Source organism: Vannielia sp. SX4 (genome assembly GCF_052828525.1).
The window spans coordinates 2,051,343-2,067,659 of sequence record NZ_CM128247.1 but is presented as its reverse complement, the minus strand read 5'-3'; the positions used below and the strand labels follow the sequence as shown (position 1 = coordinate 2,067,659).

The following is a 16,317-nucleotide window of genomic DNA, read 5'->3' as shown; positions in this document are numbered from 1 at the left end:
GCCATAACCACACCGCCGGTCAAGAACCGCCCAGCCCCCTTGCCCTTGCCGCCCGCCTCGGGCAAACCCTCGGTTAACCCTGCCATCAACCCCCAAGGCCCCATGTTCCGCCCCCTCATCGCCCTCGCTGCCGCCCTCTCCCTCTCTGCCTGCGCCGAAATCACCGATCCCTCCGGCCTCTCGCCCGAGACCCGCGCCCTCTACGCCTCCGTGCAGGACGGCGCCATCACCGTGCCCGCCGTGCCCGATGAATACATCACCGAGGCCACCGCCCGGCAGGAGGTCAACTACGCCGCCCCCCACGCCGCCGGCACCATCATCGTCGATCCCGGCGCCAAGCGGCTCTACCAGCTGCTGGGGAACGGTCGCGCCATGCGCTACGTCGTCGGCGTCGCCCGCGCCGGCCGCGGCTTCTCCGGAAACGCCGTCGTCTCCTACCAGCGTGACTGGCCCTACTGGACGCCCACCGCCAACATGGTCCGCCGCGACCCCGAACTCTACGGCCCGATCCGCAACGGAAAGCCCGGCGGCCTCGACAACCCCCTCGGCGCCCGCGCCCTCTACCTCTACCGGAACGGCAAGGACACGCTCTACCGCATCCACGGCACCTCCGAGCCCAAATCCATCGGCATGCAGGCCTCCTCCGGCTGCATCCGCATGTTCAACCAGGACGCCATGCACTTGGCCGCGAATACGCCCAACGGCACCAAGGTGATCGTCCTGCCCCAAAGCCAGTCCGGCTCCTGGGTCGACCCCGCCGACATCCCCGCCCCCGCGCCAAGCGAAGCCCTGACGGCAGGCAGCAACCCGCTTGAGGATACGTCGACGCTGTAGGGAGGGAGGACTCGCCTATACCACTAGGATAGATGGGACCCATAATCCCCATCTAGGAATGGGAGGAAAGCAGACTGGGAAGTGCATCACGCACCTTCGCCGCTAATCTCCAGATTTTTATCACGCCGCACTACCGCCCTAACCATCGCGGTCGCGATCCGTTCCTTCATGACCTTGTTGAAATTGCGAGCCTGAGGCAGGATGGGTGACCCCCGCGCGCCAAACGTTTCGGACGCACGTTTTAGATAGCTGTAGAAAGTCCAGGTTCTGTAATCATCCGGGGACAACTCATCAGGATGCACGCGGCTGAATCGTTGACTGAAGTTGGAATAGTTAAATGAAGCAAGAATTTCATACGCGTTCTTGTCGGGATGAGCAGTAGCAAATCCACGCGCCACCCCTTTAGCGGACAGAGCAACTTTCCTGTAAAGTCGCGAGATCGTGCTGTCCCTCACATAGACAAGTTTGCCGTCGAACCGGAATCCTAAGTACTCAAAGCCGTTCTTTCCTTGCGGCCCTCTCACGTGCTCGAATGACAACTCATCGCCCGACCGAAGAAATCGCACAATACAGGTTTTGGATTCTTTGATCTGGATCGCGTTGCCATATTTCTTGATCTCATCGACAGCGAATTCTTCAGCCTCATTCGCCTCGGTGACACCTCCCGGCACAATCAAAAGAATGTCGTCTGAGTAACGCATGTACCGCCCACCTCTGGCTTGGGCGTAGGCGTTGAGTGAAACGTCGAATTCCAACAAATAAAAATTTGCAATCAGGTCCGAAATGGGCGCTCCCTGGGGTACTCCGTGGTCAAGTAAATTTCCATTTTCATCGCAATTTGGTCTCACCAAGCTGGGCAGTGCAGGATCTCCGCCACATATTTTTTTACGGAATTCTTCCGGTGTACAAAGTTGTGTAGGCATTTCCCTGTAGGGTGTAGTGTAGCGTTCCCTTGGATATCCATTGACAGTATAGCTTTCGATAAAGCCCAATCGACGATACACTTCCTTTTGGTCCACTACATGGTACCGGGTAACGTTCTTAAACACAGTGAAATGGTCTGGGGGCAAGCGCTCGACCCCTAAAAGGTCGCACCAAATTTCCTTAATGCGGGCATGGTCAAGATTTTCAAAGTAGCCCTTTACATCAAGAGCGACAGCCACGCAGTCCCCCTGCTTTTCGATCTCATCGAAGGCATCTTTTGCAAAGTCGATATTGCACTTTCCACCACCACGGGATTTAGGAATCTTTCGGTATGCAATTGGACAGTCTCCGATACCCAGTGATGCCAATCGCTCTTCGTATTTCTCCGCCAAAATTCTCCTATAATGGGTCAATATGTATGCGTCGCGTCGAGCCGCATACCGGATTGGCCTAGATTTGGGTGCAGGGCGTCCTTCATCGGATGTCCGAAAGGGCTGCCAGGTTTCGTGAAACAGAAAGAAAGGGTAGAATTTGTTGGACGCTACGCGAGTAGGGTCGGAAACGATTTCCTCTGCCTCTTCTACCGACAATCGACGATCAAAATGTGGATAGTGCTTAAGGTCTCTTGCAGATAAAATTGTTCCCATAGTCCTACGCGAGAGGGGCCGAAACATCAGGCAGGACACTTGCCCTTTTCAGTTCCGGCCCCGGCTGTTCTGCGTGGTGCCCTTTTATCGACGAGATGATATATAATGTCATACAGGTAGCAGTGTGGATAACCAGAGTCTGCAGTCTTGCCGCTATGCTGAACAAAGGAGCACGAATGATCGCACCGTATATTTGCACAAACTTGGCGATAAGCCTTGACAGTTTAAACCATCGACTGCGCCGCCCTATAGACGACGATGACCGATATATGGGAACGGAAGGGCAACTGTACAAGAGGACTTCGCACTTTTTTATTGTCAGCAATCACAGCCATTTGACGGAATTGCAGGCTGGGTGCGGCTGGGCGCTCCCAAAGCAGCCTTCAGCAAAGCCCGTGGGGTCCGTCGCGCCGTAATCGTCTGCGAAGCCTATCCATGTAGACCCCGCATTCGGCGGGAGCAAGAAAATCCGCCCGGAATCCACATGCAGAATGAAAGTCCACACCTCAGCGCCGATGTTGTCTGCCTAAAGTTTACAAAGAGGCTGTCCCACTCATTTTGGGTCCCCCCCCAACCTTGCCCCCTCCCCCCACCACCCTACCTCCCCCAGCATGACCCGCTGGCTCCTCCTCCCGCTCCTCCTCCTCGCCGCCTGCGCCCCCGGCGTGCCTGACAATGCCCGCATCGTCGTCGCGGGCGACTCCGTCATGGCCTGGAACCGTGGCAGCGGGGCCTCCGTCGCCCGCGCCCTGCAAGCCCGTCTCGGGGAGCCCGTGGGCGATGTCTCCCTGCCCCTCGCCCGCGTCGCCGGGGGCAGCGGGTCGCTCAACATTCCCACCCAGCTCAGCGGTGTCAGCGCCCCCTGGGTCGTGCTGAACGGCGGGGCCAATGACATCAGCGCCAGTTGTGATTGCACCCGCTGCGGCCCCGTGCTCGACCGCCTGATCTCCACCGATGGCCGCCGCGGCGCGATCCCGGCCCTCGTCGCCAGCCTCCGGCAGCGCGGCTCCCGCGTCGTCTGGGCCGATTACTACACCTCGCCCCGCTTTGCCGGCACCGCCTGCGTCGCCCCCTACCGCGAGTTGGAATCCCGCCTTGGCCGCATGGCCGCCCGCGACCCCGGCGTCTCGCTCGTCGACATGGACGATGTCTTCACCCCCGCCGACCTCTCGCTCTTCGCCGCCGACCGGACCCATCCCTCCCCCAAGGGCTCCGCCCGCATCGCCGCCCTCGTCGCCCCCTTGCTGCGGCGCTGAGCCGATCCACCCGCGCGCTGCCTTAACCTCTCGGCGTTTTGCAGTTTTGTCGTATGCATGGGATGTGCATCAGTTGTGCATCGCTTGTGCATCCCACGAAATAAGGGTTAACGCCTAAACCACCCCATTGGCCTTGCATTTTTGCAAAACCCCTCGCCAGATCCCGGTCGCCGCCTTACCGTCCTGAAATCGCAAAGAAAAAGGGGGGCCGAAGCCCCCCAGTTTCGCCGTTCAGGCTCATCGTTGTTACCGCCCGGTTTATTTGCCTGCGGCCTGAACTGCGCCAGGGGCGAGCGCACCCGCCCCGGAATTTTTTAACCCGAAATCAGTGGGTTATACCTTGCCCTGCTCAGCTGCACCCGGAGGTGCCGCCGCAGGTGTTGCACTTCATGCAGGTCCCGTTGCGGACCAGCGTGTAGTTGCCGCACTCCCCGCAGGCCTCGCCTTCGTAGCCCTGCATCTTGGCCTTCGCCCGTGCGTCCAACCCGTTGGAAACGCTCGCAACTTCCGGCACCAGCGTTTCCAGCGCCACCGCCGGATCCACGCTCGCGTCCAGCGCCACGGCCCCGGCCACATCGCCGCCCAGCCCGCCTTGCAGCACCACCAGATCGGAGGGCAGCCGCTTGCGCAGGTAACCCGAGGAGGAGATTTGCTTCAGCACTTCCAAGGACTTGGACGCCGCGCTCTCGCTCACCGGCGACACGTTGGAAACCCCCTCTTCCTCGCCCCGGCCCAGATCGTCAAAGGCCGCGCCTTCCGGCTTCACATGGGCCAGATCCGTCCGGTCGAGATAGGACACCGCCAACTCGCGGAAGATGTAGTCGAGGATCGAGGTCGCGTTCTTGATGCTGTCGTTCCCCTGCACCATCCCGGCGGGCTCGAACTTGGTGAAAGTGAAGGCGTCCACGAACTCCTCCAGCGGCACCCCGTATTGCAGGCCAACCGACACCGCGATGGCGAAGTTGTTCATCATCGCCCGGAAGCCAGCACCTTCCTTGTGCATGTCGATGAAGAGCTCGCCGAGCTTGCCATCTTCATACTCGCCGGTGCGCAGATACACCTTGTGCCCGCCCACAACCGCCTTCTGGGTATAGCCCTTGCGGCGGTGCGGCAGCTTGGTCCGGGCCGCGCGCACGACCTCTTTGACCACCACCTTCTCGATGATCTTCTCGGCCAGCACCACGGCCTTCTCGGAGGGCGCGCCGCTTTCCAGCACCTCCTGCGCCTCCTCGTCATCCTCCACCAGCGCAGCCGCGAGAGGCTGCGAGAGTTTGGAGCCGTCGCGATAGAGCGCGTTCGCCTTGATCCCCATCTGCCAGCTGCGCTCATAGGCGGCCTGGCAATCCTCGATCGTGGCGTCGTTCGGCATGTTAATGGTTTTCGAAATCGCGCCTGAGATAAAGCTCTGGGCGGCGGCCATCATGTCGATGTGCGAATTTACCGAGAGGAACCGCTTGCCCTTCTTGCCGCAGGGGTTTGCGCAATCGAAGACGTTCAGATGCTCTTCCTTCAGGTGCGGCGCACCCTCCAGCGTCATCGTCCCGCAAACGTGGTCATTGGCCGCCTCGATCTGCGCCTTGGTGAAGCCAAGAGAAGAGAGCAGGTCAAAGCCCGGGTCGTTCAGCTTTTCGGCCGGGATACCCAGCACCTCGGTGCAGAACTCTTCGCCCAGCGTCCACTGGTTGAAGACGAAGCGGATGTCGAAGGCCGAGGCCAGCGCCTTTTCGACCTTGTCGATCTCCGCCTGCCCAAAGCCGTGGCCGACCAGCGCGGTGTGGTTGATGCCCGGCGCATTGCCAAGGGAGCCGTGGCCCACCGCATAGGCGATGATCTCACCGATCTGCGCCTCGCCATAGCCCAGCTTCTTCAGCGCCGCCGGGACCGAGCGGTTGATGATCTTGAAGTAGCCGCCACCTGCCAGCTTCTTGAACTTCACCAGCGCGAAGTCGGGCTCGATGCCGGTGGTGTCGCAGTCCATCACGAGGCCGATGGTGCCGGTCGGGGCAATCACCGAAACCTGTGCATTGCGGTAGCCGTTCTTCTCGCCGAGGCTCAGCGCCTCGTCCCAGGCTTCCTTGGCCAGCGCCACGAGGTCGCTATCGGGGCAACCGGCGTGGTCGAGCGCCACCGGGTTCACGTTCATCACCTCGTAGCCCTTGGTCTCGCCATGGGCCGCGCGGCGGTGGTTGCGGATCACGCGGAGCATGTGCTCGGCGTTCTTGGCATAACCGGGGAAGGCGCCCAGCTCCCCGGCCATCTCGGCGGAGGTGGCATAGGAGATGCCGGTCATGATCGCGGTCAGCGCGCCACCCAGCGCCCGGCCCTCGCGGCTGTCGTAGCCGAGGCCGAGGTTCATCAGCAGGCCGCCGATGTTGGCGTAGCCCAGCCCCAGCGTGCGGAAGTCATACGACCGCTGCGCGATCTCCTTGGAGGGGAACTGAGCCATCATCACGCTGATCTCCAGCGTCACGGTCCAGAGGCGCGTGGCGTGCACGTAGTCCTCGGCTTGGAACTTGCCGTCCTTCAGGAAGGTCAGCAGGTTCATCGAGGCCAGGTTACAGGCCGTGTCATCGAGGAACATGTATTCCGAGCAGGGGTTCGAGCCCCGGATCGCGCCGTCTTCCGGGCAGGTGTGCCAGGCGTTGACGGTGTCATGATACTGGATGCCGGGATCGGCGCAGGCCCATGCGGCGTGGCCGATATCTTCCCAAAGCTCGCGGGCCGAGATGGTCTTCGACACTTTGCCATCGGTCCGGTTCACCAGCTCCCACGGCAGGTCATCCTTCACCGCCTTCAGGAAGGCATCGGTGACGCGGACGGAGTTGTTGGAGTTCTGGCCGGAAACGGTCGCGTAAGCCTCGCTGTCCCAATCGGTGTCATAGGTCGGAAATTCGATCGAAGCGTAGCCCTGCCGCGCGTAGTCCAGCACGCGCTTGATGTAGGTCTCGGGGATCCGGGCCTTCTTGGCGTCCTTCACCGCACCCTTCAGCGCGTCGTTCGCATTCGGGTCATAGGCGCCGTCATCGGAGCCGTCGAAGGCGCGGATGGCGGAGAAGATCGCGTTCAGCTTCTCCTCGTGCATCTTGGAGCCGGCGACCAGCGAAGCCACCTTCTGCTCTTCCTTCACCTTCCAGTTGACATATTCCTGAATGTCCGGGTGGTCGGCATCCACGATCACCATCTTCGCCGCCCGGCGGGTGGTGCCGCCCGACTTGATCGCACCGGCTGCGCGATCGCCAATCTTGAGGAACCCCATCAGGCCGGAGGACTTGCCCCCGCCCGACAGAGCCTCGCCCTCGGCACGCAGGGAGGAAAAGTTCGTGCCGGTGCCAGAGCCGTATTTGAAGAGCCGCGCCTCGCGGACCCAGAGGTCCATGATGCCGCCGTCGTTCACCAGATCATCGCTGACCGACTGGATGAAGCAGGCGTGCGGCTGCGGGTGCTCGTAGGAAGACTTGGACTTGGTCAGCTTGCCCGTCTTGTAATCCACATAGTGGTGGCCCTGCGCCGGGCCGTCGATGCCATAGGCCCAGTGCAGGCCGGTGTTGAACCACTGTGGCGAGTTCGGCGCGGCGCGCTGGGTCGCCAGCATGTGGCGCATCTCGTCATAGTAGGCCTTGGCGTCGGCCTCGGTGGTGAAGTAGCCGCCCTTCCAGCCCCAGTAGGCCCATGCGCCGGCCAGACGATCGAACACCTGCTTGGCCGAGGTCTCGCCGCCGGTGCGCTCATCCTCGGGCAGCTCTTTCAACGCAGCCTCATCGGGCACCGAGCGCCACAGGAACTCCGGCACACCCTTTTCCTTCACCTTCTTGAGGCGGGCGGGCACACCGGCTTTACGGAAGTACTTCTGCGCAATCACATCCGAGGCCACCTGGCTCCAGGAGCTGGGCACTTCGAGGTTGTCGAGCTTGAACACGACAGAGCCGTCAGGGTTGCGGATTTCAGACGTGGTGGTGGTAAACTCCAGCCCGCCGTACGCTGCGCCTTTGGACGTGGTGAACTTCCGTTCAATCTTCATGGTCACATGCCTCTTCTACATTTGGCGCCTTGTTCTGGCGGCACCTGTCTGTTGCGTCCCGGCGCGGCTCGGCCACGCTCATTTACCCTGCCGATGGGGCGCAGGAGGCTCACCGCCGAACGCAGGCGCTCGGTCGTGGCAGGCTGTGCGCGGCCCGCCTCTCGGCTGATATGGTCTCGTGACCGTCCCTCTTGCGACCGTCCCGCCTGCCTCCGGTTGCCCGGGAGGCCGCGTGTGGTTTGGTCGAGTGGCAGAAGGCCGGGAGGCGCCGCTGCGCCCCATGTGTCCCCGGTATCCGGGTTGCCCCGGTATGCCCCCTGCCGCCTCGCCCGTGCCCCAACATCTTGTGGCGGCTCAGTCGGCCCCCACAAGAAACCCGATCGGGGTGCGAAGCGTCAACGCTAAAATCCGACCTATCCCGCAATCTTTTCTGTTGACGGATCGGCCATCCGCAGAATCCCCTCACAGCCGCGTGATTCACTCACACCCCGCAGAGGTTCACCACAAGATGTAGAGGCGCGCGCCAAGTCATACGAAATATGGTGGTTTTTGCCCCGATCATGTCAGCCGACACGCCGCCTGTCCCCACGCTTCTCCACAGCTTAACACCCCGCACCACCCCCTGCCCGGTCCCCGGCCAACCAGTGCATCCCCGCCACAGTGGCAAGGCCCCGCCCAGCCCATTTCCGGCCCCCTGCCCAAGATTTGGGCGAAGCTGAGACACTAGATGTAGTGGTATCCGCAAATCCGCTTTCGCAGTTTTTGGCCCCGCCGCGTACCGAGATTGCTCGAATCGCTGCTGGCGAACGCAGCCACTCAGGTCGCCGAGCAACCTCCACCGATCCAGCTACCGAGCTCAAAACTCTGCGGTTCTGGCCCATAGTAGAATCCATTGAGGCTCTCGCCCATCCAGTCAAGCTTGGTGGGGGACAGCAGTTCTGCCTCTTTGCCGATATCCGGGCGCGTACGGACCACATCAGTCACGAAAGTCCCCGTTCGGCTGAACCCAAGCAATTGGGCATAATGCGAGGCCAGCGTTCCTTCCCGGCCCCGCCCGCTGCAGTCGTGGCGGTACGTCACGAGCGTCTCGTAGACATAGAAGTCCGGAAGATAGTATCCCATTCCACCCGAGCGAAGATAGACTTTGGGCGTCTCGTTGCGGCCAGTCTCTCGCCAGTGCGCCGCGATGTCGTGTGCATCCTCTTCCAGCATCGTCATAAAGTTGCCGTAGGTTTTGGGAGTGACGAACTGGTATTCGGCAAAGGCAGCTTTCAGACCCGGCAGCCGTGTGAGAGGCGCAGGATTGATGCCAGAGAAGGTGACGATTGCAATCACGACGACCTGCCAAGCGACCAGCGCCGGAGCCAGCGCTCGCCGGCTCTGCGGCACCGCAAGGGCAAGCAACAGACCGCCAGCCATGAGGTAGGGCATAAACATCCGATACCCGAACATCATGTGCTGTCCCGCGGCTTGGGCTGCATAGGCAAGAAAGGGAACAACGCTAACCGCCCCGCCCCTCAGCAACGCCCGGGTGAAGCCGCTGCGCTCGATATGGGCCCCAGCGCGACCGCACAGAAGGAGCAGCACCGCGCCGGACATCAAGAAAAAGTTGAGAGTGGCCGAAACACTGTCGATAGGGGCCCGGCCGGCAAGTGCGAACTTGAGGTAGTAGGACGTGGGGAACACATCACCATAGTAGAAGTGGGCGAACCCGAGCCACAGCCCGGCAATTGACAGGCTGAGTGCAGCACCAGCCCAAAGCGCGGCGTTGCGCCATGCCACAAAAAGCAATGCGATGAGCGGCGGCCCGAAAACCAATACGCTGTCGTAGCGGGTCACGAACATCAGTCCCGACAAAGCGCCAAGCCAGACAAAATCCCACCGTGCCGCTTCGCCGGCTCTGCCCATGAGCACAAGCCGCGCAACGAAGGCCACGGCCAGTGCCGCCAGAATGGGTGTTTCAAGCCCGCCCACTGTCCAAAGGGCCAAGAACGGTGATCCTAGGGAAAACAACGTAAACACCGCGAGGTGCGTACCCTCCAGCCGAAGCGCACTTACAGCAAATAGGTAGCCGACGATGACCACCAGCGGCGCTATCAACCGATACGTCAGGACAGGGTCGAGACCCAGCAGTGCGAACCCGGTTTCAATCAATGCATGGAGCGGCGACGTAAGTGCCGAAACGCGCTCTCCGATGTTATACACCAGCCCATGCCCTTCAGCGGCATTCATAGCGTAGCGCCCGACAATATAGGCATCGTCGGCCACAAACGGGCTGAACAGCAGGCAGAGGCAAAGGAACACAGAACATCCTGCAACGAGCTGAAGGCTGCGACGTTGCTGGGGTGACAGGCGGGCACTGGTGATTGCGTGTTTCATGCATGCATGTGCCGCATACAATTTGTCTTAAATGCGGCGTTTCGGCGGTTATTGTTGCCCGACGCGAAAAAGTTTCACGTCAGCCGACCGATATGGTGCTTTGCAATTATGGAAGGTGGTCGGGGCGGAGAGATTCGAACTCCCGACCCTCTGTTCCCAAAACAGATGCGCTACCAGGCTGCGCTACGCCCCGACGAGGCGCGGTTTAGCCTGTGCCGCGACCAAAGGAAAGGCCCTAGCTGCCCTCGCCGCCACAGGGCCACGCGGCGCCTGTGCCAAAGGCCGGATGCAGCATCTGCGCGCCCGGCCCAATGCCGAAGGCCTTCGCCAGTCCGCCATTGATCTCCAGCACCGCAAGGATGCCGTCACCGCCGGGAATCGGGGTTTCATCATGGGGCACGGCGTTGGAGTGGACCTTCTGCACCACGCCCTGCGAATCCATGAAGATCATGTCGAGTGGAATGAGCGTGTTGCGCATCCAGAAGCTCACGCGTCCCGCCCTCGGGTAGACAAAGAGCATCCCGGCCGAGCGGGCCATGCTCTCGCGGTGCATCAACCCCTGCGCGCGCTCATCGGAATCATCGGCGATCTCCACCGAGAAGCGGGCCTGCCCGCCCTCCCAGCGCAGCCGCACCTCACCGGTCTCGCAGCCCTCCACGCCGGGCACAAGCGCCGCCCCGGCCCCATCGGGCATGGCGGCAAAGGGCGCCGTCTCGCGGGCACCATCAAGGTCAAGCGCCCCGCCCTCCTGCGCCGCAAGCGTCGCAGGGGTGAGCGCCAGAACCGCCGCCACAATCAGACCGGGCATGGAACGCCGCCGCTCAGGCCGCGCGCGCCATGCCCTCAGTCCTTCTTTTCCATGAGCGCCGATTCCCATGAAAGCACCTGCGTTGCCATCCGTCCGCGCCGCCCTTCGACGACCTTCAGGCAGATTGCCTCGCCCGGTTGCAGGTCTGCAAGGCCGGAGCGCCGAAGCACTTCAATGTGAACGAAAATGTCCTCCGGGTGGCGGAAGACATTGGCAAAGCCAAAGCCCTTGCCCTTGTCGAACCACTTCACCCGTGCAGGTTCCATCGGCAGCGCGGCAAGCTCGTCTGGGTCGAGCGCGGCCACATCGTCCAGCGGCGGGGCATCGCCCGGCTCGGGCGGATCGATGGTGAACACCTCCACCGCCTGCTGGCCACGATTGGTGTCCTGCACGCTGATCTCGATCCCGGCTCCGTCCGCAACGGAGCTCTGGCCGAAATTGCGCAGCACATTCGCATGAAGCAGAATATCCGGGCCACCTTCGTCGGCGATGACAAAGCCAAAGCCCTTGGCCGGATCAAACCACTTCACACGTCCTCTGATCCGCTTTTCCGCTGTGTGTTCTTCTTCTTCCATTCCGGTTCAATTTTGTCCTCATGGCGCATGCCGAGCCGTTGGCCCGCCAGACGCTCTGCCCCGACTAACAAGGGCATTCCCCTACCGCTTAAACAGTGCCTGCCGATCCGCGAGTGTTACGGATAGAGGCGCTGTACCTGCCAATCACGATCGGTCACGTCGGAACGCGTCCACCGGAAACGATCGTGAAGCCTGAACGCCCCATCCGCCCAGAATTCGATCTCGAGTGGCAAGATACGAATTCCGCCCCAGAACGGAGGACGTTCGGGATTCTTCCCGTGCTGTGCTGTCACCTTCGCGACCTCGGCAATGAGCGTCGCACGCGATGACAGGGGCGTGCTTTGCCGCGAGGCCCAGGCGCCCAACCTGGATTTGAGAGACCGGGAGGCAAAATACGCATCGGCCTTCTGGCCGTCTTCCCGCTCCGTCACGCCCCTGACGCGGATCTGCCGCCGCAGGGACTTGGCATGCCAGACAAAGGCCGCCTTTCCGTTAACGTCAATCTCTCGTGCCTTAGCGCTACCCCAGTTGGTATAAAAGAGAAAGCCGTGATCTTCGACTTCTTTCAGCAAAACCATGCGTGCATTGGGCAATCCCTCCGCGTCCACGGTCGAGAGCGCAATGGCGTTGGGGTCGTTTATCTCGCTCCCCTCCGCCTCCGCCAGCCACGCCCGCGCGATCGCAAAGGGGTCGTCCCCTGCAAAGAGTCCACTGCGTTCTGCCATTGCCTGCCGTTCCTGATCCCGTGCGGAGTACGCCTCGGGTTGATGCTCCACAACCTGTCCGTTTGGACAGATTCACTGTCCTATCGTCGACATGCCGCTCGCAGTTGCATGTTTCGCGCACAGTCTTGCCCTGTTGCGCCAGCGCTTGCAACCTCGCCCCGGCTTGCCCTAAAGGGATCATGCAGAAAGCGACGGAGGGGTCGATGACATCACAACTGATGGCAGGCAAGCGTGGGCTGATCATGGGGCTCGCCAATGACAAATCCATCGCGTGGGGCGTAGCCAAGGCGCTCGCCGATGCAGGCGCCGAGCTGGCGCTGACCTATCAGGGCGATGCCTTCAAAAAGCGCGTCACACCGTTGGCCGAGCAACTCGGCTGCACCCTCATGGCCGATTGCGATGTGAGCAACACCGAGAGCGTCGACGCTGCCTTCGCCCAGATCGAAAAAGAGTGGGGCGGCCTCGATTTCTACGTTCACGCCATCGGTTACTCCGACAAGAACGAGCTGCGCGGCCGCTATGTCGACACCTCGGTCGAGAACTTCCGCATGTCGATGGAGATCTCCGTCTATTCCTTCACCGCCTGCACCGCGCGGGCCGAGAAGCTGATGAAGAACGGCGGCTCCTGCCTCACCCTCACCTACTACGGCGCCGAAAAGGTCATGCCGCATTACAACGTGATGGGCGTTGCCAAGGCCGCGCTCGAGGCCTCCGTGCGCTACCTCGCCGAGGATCTCGGCAAGGACGGCATCCGCGTCAACGGCATCTCCGCCGGCCCGATCAAGACGCTGGCCGCCTCCGGCATCGGCGACTTCCGCTATATCCTCAAATGGAACGAGTTGAACTCGCCGCTGCGCCGCAACGTGACCATCGACGACGTGGGCAAATCCGCGCTCTACCTGCTCTCCGATCTCGGCTCCGGCGTGACCGGCGAGATCCACCATGTCGACGCGGGCTACCACGCTGTCGGGATGAAGGCGGTGGACGCGCCCGATATCGACGTTGTGACCAAGCGCAAAGACAGCTGATCCGGCGCCATGCCCGAGTATTGGCCCGTCTTCGATCCAGATGTCCCGGCGGTTATGGGCGAGGATTACGTCGATCTCGCGATGTTCGACGCCCCGCCCTTCCCCGATATCTTCATCGACGCGGGCCAAGCCCCGCTCGAGGCCTACATCGGGCTTTCGGAGGCCGAGTTCAACGACATCAACCAGGCCATGCCCGAGCACATGCGCCGGCCCTACAACCCTGAGCGCGACGGCCCGTGGTTTCCGCCCGAGGCGATGCTAGCGCTTTGCGCCGCCATCCGCACCGCCCTGCTTGAGCAGCCCGAGCTCTTCACCGGATGGCCTGATATGGCCCAGCACACCGAAGAGCGGCTCGACGAGACCGAGCGGGTGTTCAAACGCGCGGTCGAGCACGGCGTCGCCTTCCGCATCTCCGTCTCCACCTGAACTTAATGCAGAGGCCTGTCTTCCCTCACCCGAGGTGAATCTGCCCCTCCGGATACCGAACTCGCGGCACGCTCCGCGTGGCCAGAAAATACCCCAGCGTCAGCGGCCCCACGCGCCCGAGGAACATGACCACCTCGCAGACCACCCGGCCAAACTCCGTCAACTCGCCAGTATAGCCCCGGCTCAGCCCCACGGTGCCAAAGGCCGAGGCCACCTCGAAGGCGATATCGAGGAAATGCCCGTCATGGCTGGCGACCATCAGAAACGTCGCCACGAAGATCGTCAGAATGCTGATCGCGGTCAGCGCCATCACCTTCAGCACCTGCTCCAGCCCGATCGAGCGGCCAAAGGCGTGGAGCTGCGTCTGCCGCCGGAAAAACGCCACCGTCGCCAGCAGCATCACCACGAAAGTCGTCACCTTGATGCCGCCCGCCGTCGAGGCCGGGCCGCCGCCGATCAGCATGAGCGAGATGAACATCAGCGCCGTCGAGTCGTGCAGCCCGCCGATATCGGTGGTGTTGAACCCGGCGGTGCGCGGCGTCACCGCCTGAAACCAGCTCACCGCCAGCCGCGCCGTGTCCGAGCCGAGCGCGCCCAGCGTGCGCGGGTTGGTCCACTCCAGCACCGCGAAACTCGCCATCGACCAGACAATCAGCACAGCCGTCCCGATCAGCATGATCTTGGTGTGCAGCGTGTAATAGCGCCAGCCGGGCCGCCGCCCGATGTCATCGAGCACCACGTAGCCGATGCCGCCGGTGATAAAGAGCGCCGGAATCACGATGTTGATCACCGGATCGGTCGCAAAGGGCACCAGACCCGCCCCGATGGTCGAGAACCCCGCGTTGTTGAAGGCCGAGACCGAATGAAAAATCGCCGTCCACAGCCCGGGCCAGAAGCCCTGCTCGGGGACGAACGTCAGGCACAAAAACAGCGCCCCCGCCACCTCGCAGGCCAGCACCACCTTGAAGATCGTCGCCACCAGCAGCCCCAGCCGCGCCAGCGACGACTGGCCAAGGTCTTCGCGCAGATAGGTCGTCTGCGTCAGCCCCACCGGCAGCCCCAGCGCCGAGAAGAGCAGCACCGCAAACACCATCAGCCCCAGCCCGCCGACCTGGATCAGCACCGCCAGCAGCAATTCGCCCCAGAAGGTCAGCACCGCGCCCACGTCAAACACCGCCAGCCCTGTCACCGTCACAGCGGAGGTGGCGGTGAAGAGCGCATCGCTCCACCCCACCGGCACATGGCTAGTGAACGGCAGGCGGAACAGCACCGCGCCGAGCACGATAAACGCCGCATAGCCCCCCGCGAGGATCAGCGGCGCGGGCAGGTCTGCGAGCCTGCGGGCAAGGCTCTTGGCGTGGCGGCGGACCCGTCGGCTCAAAGCGCGTCGCCAAAGGCGCGCAGATCAGCGCGCTTGCCCAACACGATCAGCCGGTCATCGGCCTGCACGGTGAGCGCATTGTCGTTGCACGAATGAAAGGCTGTGCCCCGCATCAGCCCCAGAAACCGCAGGTCTTCACCCGCGATCCGGCGCAGCGCGTTCAGCTCGGTGCCGTCAAGCCGCTCGGGCAGATGGATGTTCACCACCGAGTAGCCATTGCGCAGGCTGGCGTAATCTTCCACCACCGGGTTGTTCAGCATCTGGCTCACCCGCTGGCCCATGTCCTGCTCCGGCAGAATCACCCGGTCCGCACCCAGCTTGCTGAGAATCCGGTGATGGGTCCGGTTCGCCGCCTTCACCCAGATCGTGCCGACGCCGAGCATCTTCAGGTTCATCGTCGTCAGAATGCTCGCCTCGATGTTCTCGCCAATCGAGACCAGCGCCACATCGTAGCGGTCAATTCCCGCTTCCCGCAGCCCCTGCTCGTCGGTCGTGTCGAGGATCACCGTCGAGGTCAACTCATCGGCCAGCCGCGCCACCCGCAGCTCGTCGATATCCACCCCGATCACCTGATTGCCAAAGCGCGCCAGCTCGGTCGCAACCGTGCCCCCAAAGGCGCCCAGCCCGATCACCGCAAAGCTGCGGTTTTCCTTTGCCATATCGCATCCCCTTCGGGCCACCGGCCCTGACGTTGCGGCCTTTTACGCCGCAAAACCCGCGCATAACAGCCCGGTTCCTCTCGACGGCAGGGCGCTCACGGGGATATGAGAGGCAAAACGCTGCACGAGGACGAACCATGTCAGACCGCCTGCCCCACGAAAAAGGCTTTCACGTCTCCTGGGACCAGATCCACCGCGACAGCCGCGCGCTGGCGTGGCGGCTCGATGGCAAAGGCCCCGATGACGGTGCGTGGAAGGCCGTGGTCGCCATCACCCGCGGCGGCATGGCCCCGGCGATGATCGTGGCCCGCGAGCTCGATATCCGCACCGTCGATACGATCTCGGTCAAAAGCTACCACTCCGGCGGCGGCAAGGCCGACCAGCGCAGCGAGGCTCAGGTGCTCAAGAGCCCCGACGCCGAGATGATGGGCGACGGCACCGGCATCCTCGTCGTCGACGACCTCGTCGACACCGGCAAAACCCTCGAACTGGTGCGCGAGCTCTACCCCAACGCCCATTTCGCCACCGTCTACGCCAAGCCGCAGGGCGAGCCGATGGTGAACACCTTCATCACCGGCGTCAGCCAGGATACCTGGATCTTCTTCCCTTGGGACATGGCGCTGCAATACGTCGAGCCCTACCGGGGCAAGGACTGAG

13 protein-coding genes and 1 tRNA gene are annotated in these 16,317 nt (G+C 62.4%); 5 read left to right on the top strand and 9 right to left on the bottom strand.

Annotation, left to right across the window (positions count from 1 at the left end):
• The first annotated feature begins 102 nt into the window (after nucleotides 1-102).
• Nucleotides 103-834 (top strand): L,D-transpeptidase, encoded by a 732-nt coding sequence (locus ACUXVX_RS10125; protein ID WP_446311437.1) that lies wholly within the window; start codon nucleotides 103-105, stop codon nucleotides 832-834.
• An 86-nt stretch (nucleotides 835-920) separates the two neighbouring features.
• On the opposite strand, the gene ACUXVX_RS10120 is transcribed toward ACUXVX_RS10125, so the two are convergent.
• Entirely contained in the window at nucleotides 921-2,150 is a 1,230-nt protein-coding gene (locus ACUXVX_RS10120) for a reverse transcriptase domain-containing protein (RefSeq protein WP_446311436.1), read from the bottom strand.
• An 866-nt stretch (nucleotides 2,151-3,016) separates the two neighbouring features.
• Here ACUXVX_RS10120 and ACUXVX_RS10115 point away from each other — a divergent pair.
• Nucleotides 3,017-3,661, top strand: coding sequence for an SGNH/GDSL hydrolase family protein (locus tag ACUXVX_RS10115; protein ID WP_446311435.1), 645 nt, complete (start codon nucleotides 3,017-3,019; stop codon nucleotides 3,659-3,661).
• Between the two features lie 349 nt (nucleotides 3,662-4,010).
• Here ACUXVX_RS10115 and ACUXVX_RS10110 read toward each other — a convergent pair whose 3' ends face one another.
• The 6 genes from ACUXVX_RS10110 to pdxH all read right to left on the bottom strand — a co-directional run bounded on the left by ACUXVX_RS10110 (nucleotide 4,011) and on the right by pdxH (nucleotide 12,166).
• Entirely contained in the window at nucleotides 4,011-7,679 is a 3,669-nt protein-coding gene (locus tag ACUXVX_RS10110) for a vitamin B12-dependent ribonucleotide reductase (RefSeq protein WP_446311434.1), read from the bottom strand.
• A gap of 816 nt (nucleotides 7,680-8,495) precedes the next feature.
• A complete protein-coding gene (locus ACUXVX_RS10105; protein WP_446311433.1) occupies nucleotides 8,496-10,058 on the bottom strand; it encodes a hypothetical protein in 1,563 nt (520 codons plus the stop codon).
• 116 nt (nucleotides 10,059-10,174) lie between these two features.
• A tRNA-Pro gene (locus ACUXVX_RS10100) sits at nucleotides 10,175-10,251 on the bottom strand.
• A 42-nt stretch (nucleotides 10,252-10,293) separates the two neighbouring features.
• Entirely contained in the window at nucleotides 10,294-10,752 is a 459-nt protein-coding gene (locus ACUXVX_RS10095; RefSeq protein ID WP_222495268.1) for a DUF192 domain-containing protein, read from the bottom strand.
• Nucleotides 10,753-10,901: 149 nt separating this feature from the next.
• Nucleotides 10,902-11,441 carry a cold-shock protein gene (locus tag ACUXVX_RS10090; RefSeq protein WP_446311432.1) on the bottom strand — a complete coding sequence of 180 codons (540 nt, stop codon included), beginning with the start codon at nucleotides 11,439-11,441 and terminating at the stop codon, nucleotides 10,902-10,904.
• 116 nt (nucleotides 11,442-11,557) lie between these two features.
• Nucleotides 11,558-12,166 carry a pyridoxamine 5'-phosphate oxidase gene (gene pdxH, locus ACUXVX_RS10085; RefSeq protein WP_222492339.1) on the bottom strand — a complete coding sequence of 203 codons (609 nt, stop codon included), beginning with the start codon at nucleotides 12,164-12,166 and terminating at the stop codon, nucleotides 11,558-11,560.
• A 203-nt stretch (nucleotides 12,167-12,369) separates the two neighbouring features.
• On the opposite strand from pdxH, the gene fabI reads away from it, so the two are divergent.
• Together fabI and ACUXVX_RS10075 are read left to right on the top strand one after the other, a co-directional pair.
• Nucleotides 12,370-13,194, top strand: coding sequence for an enoyl-ACP reductase FabI (fabI, locus tag ACUXVX_RS10080; RefSeq protein WP_446311431.1), 825 nt, complete (start codon nucleotides 12,370-12,372; stop codon nucleotides 13,192-13,194).
• A gap of 9 nt (nucleotides 13,195-13,203) precedes the next feature.
• Nucleotides 13,204-13,620, top strand: coding sequence for a hypothetical protein (locus ACUXVX_RS10075; RefSeq protein WP_446311430.1), 417 nt, complete (start codon nucleotides 13,204-13,206; stop codon nucleotides 13,618-13,620).
• Between the two features lie 25 nt (nucleotides 13,621-13,645).
• On the opposite strand, the gene ACUXVX_RS10070 is transcribed toward ACUXVX_RS10075, so the two are convergent.
• The gene (locus ACUXVX_RS10070) at nucleotides 13,646-15,001 is read right to left on the bottom strand and encodes a TrkH family potassium uptake protein (RefSeq protein WP_446311429.1); all 1,356 of its coding nucleotides are present in this window, start codon (nucleotides 14,999-15,001) and stop codon (nucleotides 13,646-13,648) included.
• Entirely contained in the window at nucleotides 14,998-15,660 is a 663-nt protein-coding gene (locus ACUXVX_RS10065) for a potassium channel family protein (protein WP_222492336.1), read from the bottom strand. Before ACUXVX_RS10065 ends, ACUXVX_RS10070 begins: the two co-directional genes overlap by 4 nt.
• Before the next feature lie 137 nt (nucleotides 15,661-15,797).
• On the opposite strand from ACUXVX_RS10065, the gene gpt reads away from it, so the two are divergent.
• Entirely contained in the window at nucleotides 15,798-16,316 is a 519-nt protein-coding gene (gene gpt / locus ACUXVX_RS10060) for a xanthine phosphoribosyltransferase (RefSeq protein WP_222469676.1), read from the top strand.
• Nucleotide 16,317 lies beyond the last annotated feature (1 nt).

Excerpts from the sequence above, each read along its gene's own strand:
- ACUXVX_RS10110 (WP_446311434.1), bottom strand. The coding sequence starts at position 7,679 with ATGAAGATTGAACGGAAGTTCACCACGTCCAAAGGCGCAGCGTACGGC.
- ACUXVX_RS10065 (WP_222492336.1), bottom strand. The coding sequence starts at position 15,660 with ATGGCAAAGGAAAACCGCAGCTTTGCGGTGATCGGGCTGGGCGCCTTT.
- pdxH (WP_222492339.1), bottom strand. The coding sequence starts at position 12,166 with ATGGCAGAACGCAGTGGACTCTTTGCAGGGGACGACCCCTTTGCGATC.
- gpt (WP_222469676.1), top strand. The coding sequence starts at position 15,798 with ATGTCAGACCGCCTGCCCCACGAAAAAGGCTTTCACGTCTCCTGGGAC.
- ACUXVX_RS10095 (WP_222495268.1), bottom strand. The coding sequence starts at position 10,752 with ATGCCCGATGGGGCCGGGGCGGCGCTTGTGCCCGGCGTGGAGGGCTGC.
- ACUXVX_RS10075 (WP_446311430.1), top strand. The coding sequence starts at position 13,204 with ATGCCCGAGTATTGGCCCGTCTTCGATCCAGATGTCCCGGCGGTTATG.
- fabI (WP_446311431.1), top strand. The coding sequence starts at position 12,370 with ATGACATCACAACTGATGGCAGGCAAGCGTGGGCTGATCATGGGGCTC.
- ACUXVX_RS10090 (WP_446311432.1), bottom strand. The coding sequence starts at position 11,441 with ATGGAAGAAGAAGAACACACAGCGGAAAAGCGGATCAGAGGACGTGTG.
- ACUXVX_RS10105 (WP_446311433.1), bottom strand. The coding sequence starts at position 10,058 with ATGAAACACGCAATCACCAGTGCCCGCCTGTCACCCCAGCAACGTCGC.
- ACUXVX_RS10115 (WP_446311435.1), top strand. The coding sequence starts at position 3,017 with ATGACCCGCTGGCTCCTCCTCCCGCTCCTCCTCCTCGCCGCCTGCGCC.
- ACUXVX_RS10125 (WP_446311437.1), top strand. The coding sequence starts at position 103 with ATGTTCCGCCCCCTCATCGCCCTCGCTGCCGCCCTCTCCCTCTCTGCC.